A 6,818-nucleotide genomic window follows, 5' to 3' on the forward strand; every position below is an offset into this window, starting at 1 on the left:
CAACGCAGTGAACATCACGATCAACGATGAGACGCGGTCAGCCGAAATCCGAGACGACAAGCAAGCTTTTGGTGATGCGTACTTTGAGTACATCGCTAACACGCCTGGCCTGAAACCATTCTCGGATTCGTTCTCGATCTCCACAGGTCGATTCGACATCATCGACAAGAAGCCAGCCACGCACATCGCGGTAGGTTGGCTATGGGACGATCTCAAGAACCTGAAGTGGGTGTCCGGCCTGAAGCCGAACGACAGGACAGAGTAGACGGTGGGTTATTCATCCCGCCGAACGACGCTTCAACGGAACAATTTTGGTGCTGGCGCCTGCTGTTCCCCGGCCTACCTTCGGCGCCACCAGTTCGTCTTCGGTGATGTAGTCGGCGTAGGTCGATAGCGTCAGTACGAAACTGGAGTGTCCCAGCCACTTCGACACCTGCATGTAGTGCTCCCCGGCGCTCAGGTTCATGGTGGCGAACGTATGCCGCAAGTCGTGGAACCGTACGGATCCTAGGCCGAGTGCCGCGCAGGCGGGCTGAAGGTAGTTGTCGTACAGGTTGTCGGCCACCACTGGCTTAGCCCAGTCAAACGCCGAGCGGCTGCGCCGACCAGGAAATAGCGGCGCGTGCGGTATGTGATGCCTCTTGCCGTTGGTGTCGCGCAGCTTGCCGGCGAACGGGTGAACCTTAGTCAGGTGGTCGCGTAGCTCGTCGGTCAGCCACGGCGCGAGAGGCACTACTCGATCCGTTGAGGCGTCGCTTTTCGGCGTGCCTTCGACCCACTCAAGCGGAGCGGTTGCCTCTGAGCCCTCAGGCCTTGCCCGCTTCATGGTGCGGACAATCCGGATACTGCCGACCGTTCCGGGGATATCCGATAGCGACACATCGCCAACCTGCAGACCCTGGAGCTCTGCGGCCCGGACTCCGGTATGCGCCGCGAACAGCACGGCCAGCGCGTACACCGCGTTACCCTTCTCGCGAGCGATCCATTCATGCACCGCCGCTACCTGATTGGCGGTCAGCGGGTGATGTGCGAACGGCTGTGTACCTGTGGCGGTCCTGCGCTTAGTGGTTCGACGCGGGCCAGGAAGCACCGGGTTGGATGTCAAGGCACCGTCCCGTACGGCCACATCGAGTATCCGTCTAAGCGTTCCGACGATGTGCTTGACCGTCTTCGGGCTGCGGTGCACAACCGGGGCGGGGGAGGCGGGGCGGCTCGGATCGGCCTTCCCTCGCGTGACAAAGCTGCGCCGCTCATGCGGGGCGAAAAGTCTTGCCCGAAAGCTGTCGACATCTGCAGCGGTGATGGCCGCGACAGGCTTGCTACCGAACACCGGCGCGATGTGCGTGCGGTACAGCTTCTCGTAGCCTTCGATGGTCGTCGGCTCCATCTGCCCCACGAGGCTGTTCAGGTACTGCCGGGCATAGGTGCCCAGCGGCGTGTTCGCCTTCGCCTTGACGCTGCCGGGATCGATACCCTTCGCGCCGTCTAAGGCATCCTCCACCTTCCTCAGGCGTGCCTTCGCCTTACGCTCGGTGTCGAACGTCTCGGACGTCTGCCTTGTCTTGCCGGTCGGTGCCCCGACTCATCGCGCACGGGCTCACGCTTGCTGTGCTCATGTTCTCTCCGGGTGTCGGTTGTGGCGAATGACGAGCGTCACCCACCTCACCGAATACTTATAGCCGACCGCTCTACCTCGAAAGATGGCTCGAATTAGGGCCTGCGGTACTTCCTGTGACCCCGACCGCCGTCCTCTATCGCTCGCTGCTCGAACACGCCAGCTTGCCGGTTCGCTTCGTTCGCCAGGCGCATGGCGAACTCGCCGGTGATGTGCACCTCGCGTGGCTGCTGGCGCTTCTCGCGGTCGAATTCGCGCGACCTGCCCTGTCCAGCGGCCCGCCATCCCAAGATGACTGGGGCTGCTCATCAGCTGGCCAATCGGCGCTAACGCTGCTACTGCCTTCCGGGCATGTCCGCGCGCGCAGTGTGTCCGGTTCGGGTGCGGGTTGGGTGTGCAGGGTCGGTGGTCGGCCTAAGGACGCAACGTCACTTTGGGTGAAAGATTCGGTGCTGTTGCCGGCTGAATCGCCGTAACCTAAAGCGTCATTAGGCCTTCCGCCAATGCTGTCCCATACCTGCTCGAAGGGCGATGGCTGTTCGCCCTGGGACAGTACAACTTCCGCTGGTGGCTTTAGGCCAGCGCGGTCCAAGCTGTTTTGGATGGCCTTCAGTTGCACATCGGGCGGCTTGGTGTCGTCAAAGGCGAACTCAATGAGCTTTCCCATCAGGCGGTTTGAAGCGTTCTCCACGCGGATGCGCGCAGCCTCCCTTGACTCTCTTGGTCGCGCCACCATGGGTCCGGCATACCGTGCTACCGTAAATCGCAAACTTTCGGCACCGTTCGCCCCGGCTATTCGTTGCCACACACCTCCTCTCCGGGTTATCAGCTAGGAGCGTGTCCTGCCGATTGGGCAGTTCGATGGCTTCAGAGTTTGATGCATCGGGTGGAATGACAGCCGGAAGGCAGTCGCTCTCACGGATTTCTTCGGCCTCTACGTCGATGATGTTGTTCTCGTCATGGTTCATCGCGCCAGTCCCTTCTTGGCAGATCGCGGTCGTGCATCTCTGGTCCGTTGGTGTTGCGGGTGCCGCATCCTGGCGCAAACCGCCGCCAGTGCCGCCAGGCAGCGCGTGCTCTGACTTGGGGTTTGCGGAGCTTGTGGATCTAGCGGATTGTCGGCAGAAGGCGAAGACGGGCCTCTGTGATCGCGCTCGTCGAAAGTCCCCAGGTGTGCTCGCTGAAATTCCTCACCTGTGAGCGGGGGTCAGTGTATCGGTTGGCGGGTTGCCGTGGTGGCGCGGCGCAGGGTTTCGGCGGCGGCGTGGTGGTCGCGTAGTCGGTAGGACTCGCCGTCGAGGTTGATGACCACCGAGCGGTGCAGGAGGCGGTCGAGCATGGCTGCCGCGACGGTAGTGTCGCCGAGGATTTCACCCCAGGCGCCGACGCCGCGGTTGGTGGTGATCACGATGGAGGTCTTCAAATATCGTTGGGAGACAACCTGAAACAACGCCGAGGCCGCTTCGGCCGGCAGCGGTAAGTAGCCCAGTTCATCGATCACCAAGAGTGTGGGTCCGTTAAAGAACCGCATGGTGGTGGCCCAACGTCCTTCGATGGCGGCGCGGTGGCAGCGAGCGGCCAGATCCGCGGCGGTGGTGAAGTAGGTGCGGTAGCCGGCATGGGCGGCCGCCCGCGCCAACCCGACCGACAGGTGTGTTTTGCCGGTGCCCGGCGGGCCGATCAACAAAATGTTGGTCGCCGATTGCAGGTAGCGGCAGGTGCCCAGCTCATCGATCAACGCCCGGTCGATCCCGGCGGCGGCATCGATATCGAAGTCGGCCAGGGTGGCCGGGGTCGGTAGGCAGGCGAACCGCAATCGCCCCGCCAGTTTGCGGGCCGCGGTGGCGTCGACCTCAACAGCGAGCAGTCGTTCCAAGGCCACCGTGAGCGAGAGGCCGTCGGCGCTGGCCTGGTCGAGGACTGCTGGGAGGGCTTCGGCGGCGGCGTGCAGTTTGAGTTCGGCCAGATGCGAGCGCAGCTGCTGATAACGGCTGGCCGCCGCCGACGGTGACTCAACGACAGCCTGGGTGGTTTTGGGGCTGCGTGCTGTGGGGGTCATTGCAGGGTCCTTTTCTGGGCGGCCCGCTCATAAGCGGAGAGGTCGATGACAGTGGAATCGGTTGGCGGCGTGCAGGGTTCGGCAGCAACGGAACCACCGTCTTGGAGTTGAATGAGTTGTGCGGCCGCGGCTTTGGCTACCGGCCCGGGTGGGATGCGTTCCTTGCGGCGGTGCGGTCGCCCGGTGGCCGCGGTGGCCAGCGCGGCGGCGTCCAGGGCGATGACATGCCCGCTGTCGCGGACCATCACCCCGAGCCCGTCGGTGGCCATGCGGTGCCGCGCGATCACGATCCCGCCTGTGGTGGCGATATCGCAGAACTCACCGCCGATCGGATGGCTGACCACCACCGCGGCGGCGGCCAGCTCCGGGGCACCGAGTAGCGGTTGCCGCGGTAGGACACCAACGCTTGCCGCGATGCGGTCCGTTGTTCGGTGACGATCACCGGATACGGCACGGTCGGCACCGGTTGCAGTGGTTCGGTTTTGGCGACGGTGGCCACCGACGAGCGACCATCGGCGGTAGCCCGGATACGGGTGTCACCACGCACCCGGGCGAAGCGGTCCACGCTGGCCTGGGCTTGTTCAACGGTGGCCTCGTCGGCCAAGGTGCGCCACCAGCGTTGGGCGGCGGTGTGGTTGATCTTTTCCACCACGCCCTTGCGGTTGCCGCGCCGGGCGGGGCAGATAGCCACCGCCACGCCGTAGTGTTTGGCCACTCCGGAAAACGACGCCGTCACCCGCCCACTGCCGGGATCGCAGACGGTGGCCATCCGGTCGAACCGCCACACTCGGCTCACCCCGCCCAGGCCGCGCACGACGCGGTCCAGAGCCGCAACCAGATGCGGTTGGTCGGTCGAGGCAGACAAGGCGGCGCGCCACTTGCCCGAGTGCGCCAGGGAACCGACCAACAGATTGGCGGTCTTGCCCCATCCCCAGGACGCGGGTGGATTCGGCAATTCCAGCCAGTCCCATTGGGTTTCATCCCCGGGCGGATGCGTGATGACCGCGTTGGGACGTTCGGTGGCAGTGCGGCAGGCTTGGCAGACCGGCCGCAGATTCCGGGTGCGGATGTTGCGGGTCAGGCTCTGATACGACAGGCCGAACCCGAGGTCTTCGAGTTCATCGAACAGGGTGCGGGCCCACAGATGCGGGTCCTCCAGCAGACGCGCGGTGACGTAGTCGACGAACCGGTCAAACGGATCCGGGCCCGGCCGGGCCCGTTCCCCAGGCTTGCCCTCACCGGTGAGGTATCTGCGGACCGTCTTGCGGTCGAACCCGGTATGGCGGGCGATCGCCGAGATCGTCCAACCACGTTTGCGTAGAGCATGTACTTCCACATCGTCCTCCCATGTGAGCATGAGAAAGCGGGCCTCCTTCAACGAAGCAACTGGCATCAGACACCAGCAGCATCGAAGGAGGCCCGCCCTTCTCGGCGGAGCCACACGGATGGGGAATTTCGATGAGCATCAGTGGGGAATTTCAGCGAGCGCGGTCATCTGCGGCGGCTCAAACTTCATAAGTTAAAACTCAACTTTCGTGCTCTTGAGAATTGATTCATCATCGATGTGGTGCCCGTTGTTGGCGGCCGGTGCTTGTGCTTGGGTTTCGGCTTCAGGTTCCTTGACGTACCGAGACCAAGCATCCTCGAATGCGGCGAGGTAGTAGCCCCTGCTGTTGGCGTCGGTACTCCATGTCCATGGCCATGAGAAAGTCCCCATCTGTGGCCAGTAGGAAGTCCCCACTGGTGGCCAGGTAGAAGTCCCCACTCCTTTGCGGGCTCGTCGTGTCTTTTCCGGGAGCTGAGGGCCTGGGCGGTGACGGTGATAGCGCCAACTGTCACTTGATCACCGCCCAGGGAGCTCTATTGAAGTCTGCAAGGGAGCGTATGAACATCATTTCGGCGTATCACCAGGTCGGGTCGTATCGCGGCGCGGCCGAGCTGTGCGGTACTACGCACAAGACGGTCAAGCGGGTCATCGAGCGGGCCGAGGCCGGTGGCGCGCCCCCGCGGGAACCACGGCCACGCAACCTCGACGCGTTCACCGATCTAGTCGCCACCCGAGTCGAGAAATCACACGGCAAGATGTCGGCGAAGCGGATGCTGCCGATCGCCCGAGCTGCCGGGTATCAGGGCTCGGCCCGTAACTTCCGCCGCCTGGTAGCCGAGCAGAAAGTATTGTGGCGCAACGCTAACCGGCATCAACGCCGTCCGGCGGTCTGGTCACCCGGTGACTATCTGGTGATGGATTGGGCCGAAGCTGCACCGGGGTTGATGGTGTTCTGCGCGGTGCTGGCCTATTCGCGGTGGCGGTTTGTGCGGTTCGCCGCCGACGAGAAAGCCTCGACCACGCTGGCGATGATCGCCGAAGCCCTCGAGGCGATCGGTGGGGTTCCGGCCAAGATCCTGGCCGACCGGATGGGCTGCCTCAAAGGTGGTGTCGTCGCCAATGTTGTTGTTCCAACACCGGATTATGTGCGATTCGCGTCCCACTATGGCTTCGTTCCGGACTTCTGCCACGGTGCGGATCCGCAATCGAAGGGCATCGTGGAGAACCTCTGTGGCTACGCTCAGGACGACCTTGCGGTGCCGCTGCTGACCGAAGCTGCGTTAGCCGGTGAGCAGGTCGACCTACGTGCCCTCAACGCCCAGGCGCAACTATGGTGCGCCGAGGTCAATGCCACGGTCCACTCGGAGATCTGCGCCGTGCCCAACGATCGCTTGGTTGACGAGCGCACCGTCTTGAGGGAGCTGCCCTCGCTGCGGCCGACGATCGGCTCGGGGTCGGTGCGCCGTAAGGTCGACGGCCTCTCGTGCATCCGTTACGGCTCAGCTCGTTACTCGGTGCCTCAGCGGCTCGTCGGTGCCACCGTGGCGGTGGTGGTCGATCATGGCGCCCTGATCCTGTTGGAACCTGCGACCGGTGTGATCGTGGCCGAGCACGAGCTCGTCAGCCCAGGTGAGGTGTCCATCCTCGATGAACACTACGACGGACCCAGACCCGCACCCTCGCGTGGTCCTCGCCCGAAAACCCAAGCAGAGAAACGATTCTGCGCATTGGGAACCGAAGCGCAGCAGTTCCTCGTCGGTGCTGCTGCGATCGGCAACACCCGACTGAAATCCGAACTCGACATTCTGCTCGGCCTT

The 6,818-nt window shown here is 63.6% G+C and carries 4 protein-coding genes and 2 pseudogenes; 3 read left to right on the plus strand and 3 right to left on the minus strand.

The window, feature by feature from the left end:
• Positions 1-265: hypothetical protein (locus NF20_RS27590; RefSeq protein WP_033717232.1), on the plus strand; the 265-nt coding region annotated here is incomplete at its 5' end.
• A gap of 12 nt (positions 266-277) precedes the next feature.
• Here NF20_RS27590 and NF20_RS06445 read toward each other — a convergent pair.
• The gene (locus NF20_RS06445; RefSeq protein ID WP_023900266.1) at positions 278-1,501 is read right to left on the minus strand and encodes a tyrosine-type recombinase/integrase; all 1,224 of its coding nucleotides are present in this window, start codon (positions 1,499-1,501) and stop codon (positions 278-280) included.
• A 230-nt stretch (positions 1,502-1,731) separates the two neighbouring features.
• On the opposite strand from NF20_RS06445, the gene NF20_RS27095 reads away from it, so the two are divergent.
• A complete protein-coding gene (locus NF20_RS27095) occupies positions 1,732-2,091 on the plus strand; it encodes a hypothetical protein (protein WP_141244155.1) in 360 nt (119 codons plus the stop codon).
• A gap of 731 nt (positions 2,092-2,822) precedes the next feature.
• On the opposite strand, the gene istB is transcribed toward NF20_RS27095, so the two are convergent.
• Both istB and NF20_RS06455 read right to left on the minus strand, forming a co-directional pair.
• Complete coding sequence (gene istB / locus NF20_RS06450; RefSeq protein WP_033717233.1) at positions 2,823-3,674, minus strand: IS21-like element helper ATPase IstB; 852 nt, start codon at positions 3,672-3,674, stop codon at positions 2,823-2,825.
• Positions 3,671-5,031, minus strand: a pseudogene (locus NF20_RS06455) (IS21/IS408/IS1162 family transposase). Before NF20_RS06455 ends, istB begins: the two are co-directional and overlap by 4 nt.
• Before the next feature lie 506 nt (positions 5,032-5,537).
• Here NF20_RS06455 and istA point away from each other — a divergent pair.
• Positions 5,538-6,818: pseudogene (gene istA, locus NF20_RS06460) on the plus strand (IS21-like element ISMav1 family transposase); the annotation flags it as partial.

Origin of the sequence: Mycobacterium sp. MAC_080597_8934, from assembly GCF_000523975.1 — a bacterium.
GTDB lineage: Bacteria > Actinomycetota > Actinomycetes > Mycobacteriales > Mycobacteriaceae > Mycobacterium > Mycobacterium avium.

Coding starts and splice junctions, on each gene's coding strand:
- istB (WP_033717233.1), bottom strand. CDS start 3,674: ATGACCCCCACAGCACGCAGCCCCAAAACCACCCAGGCTGTCGTTGAG.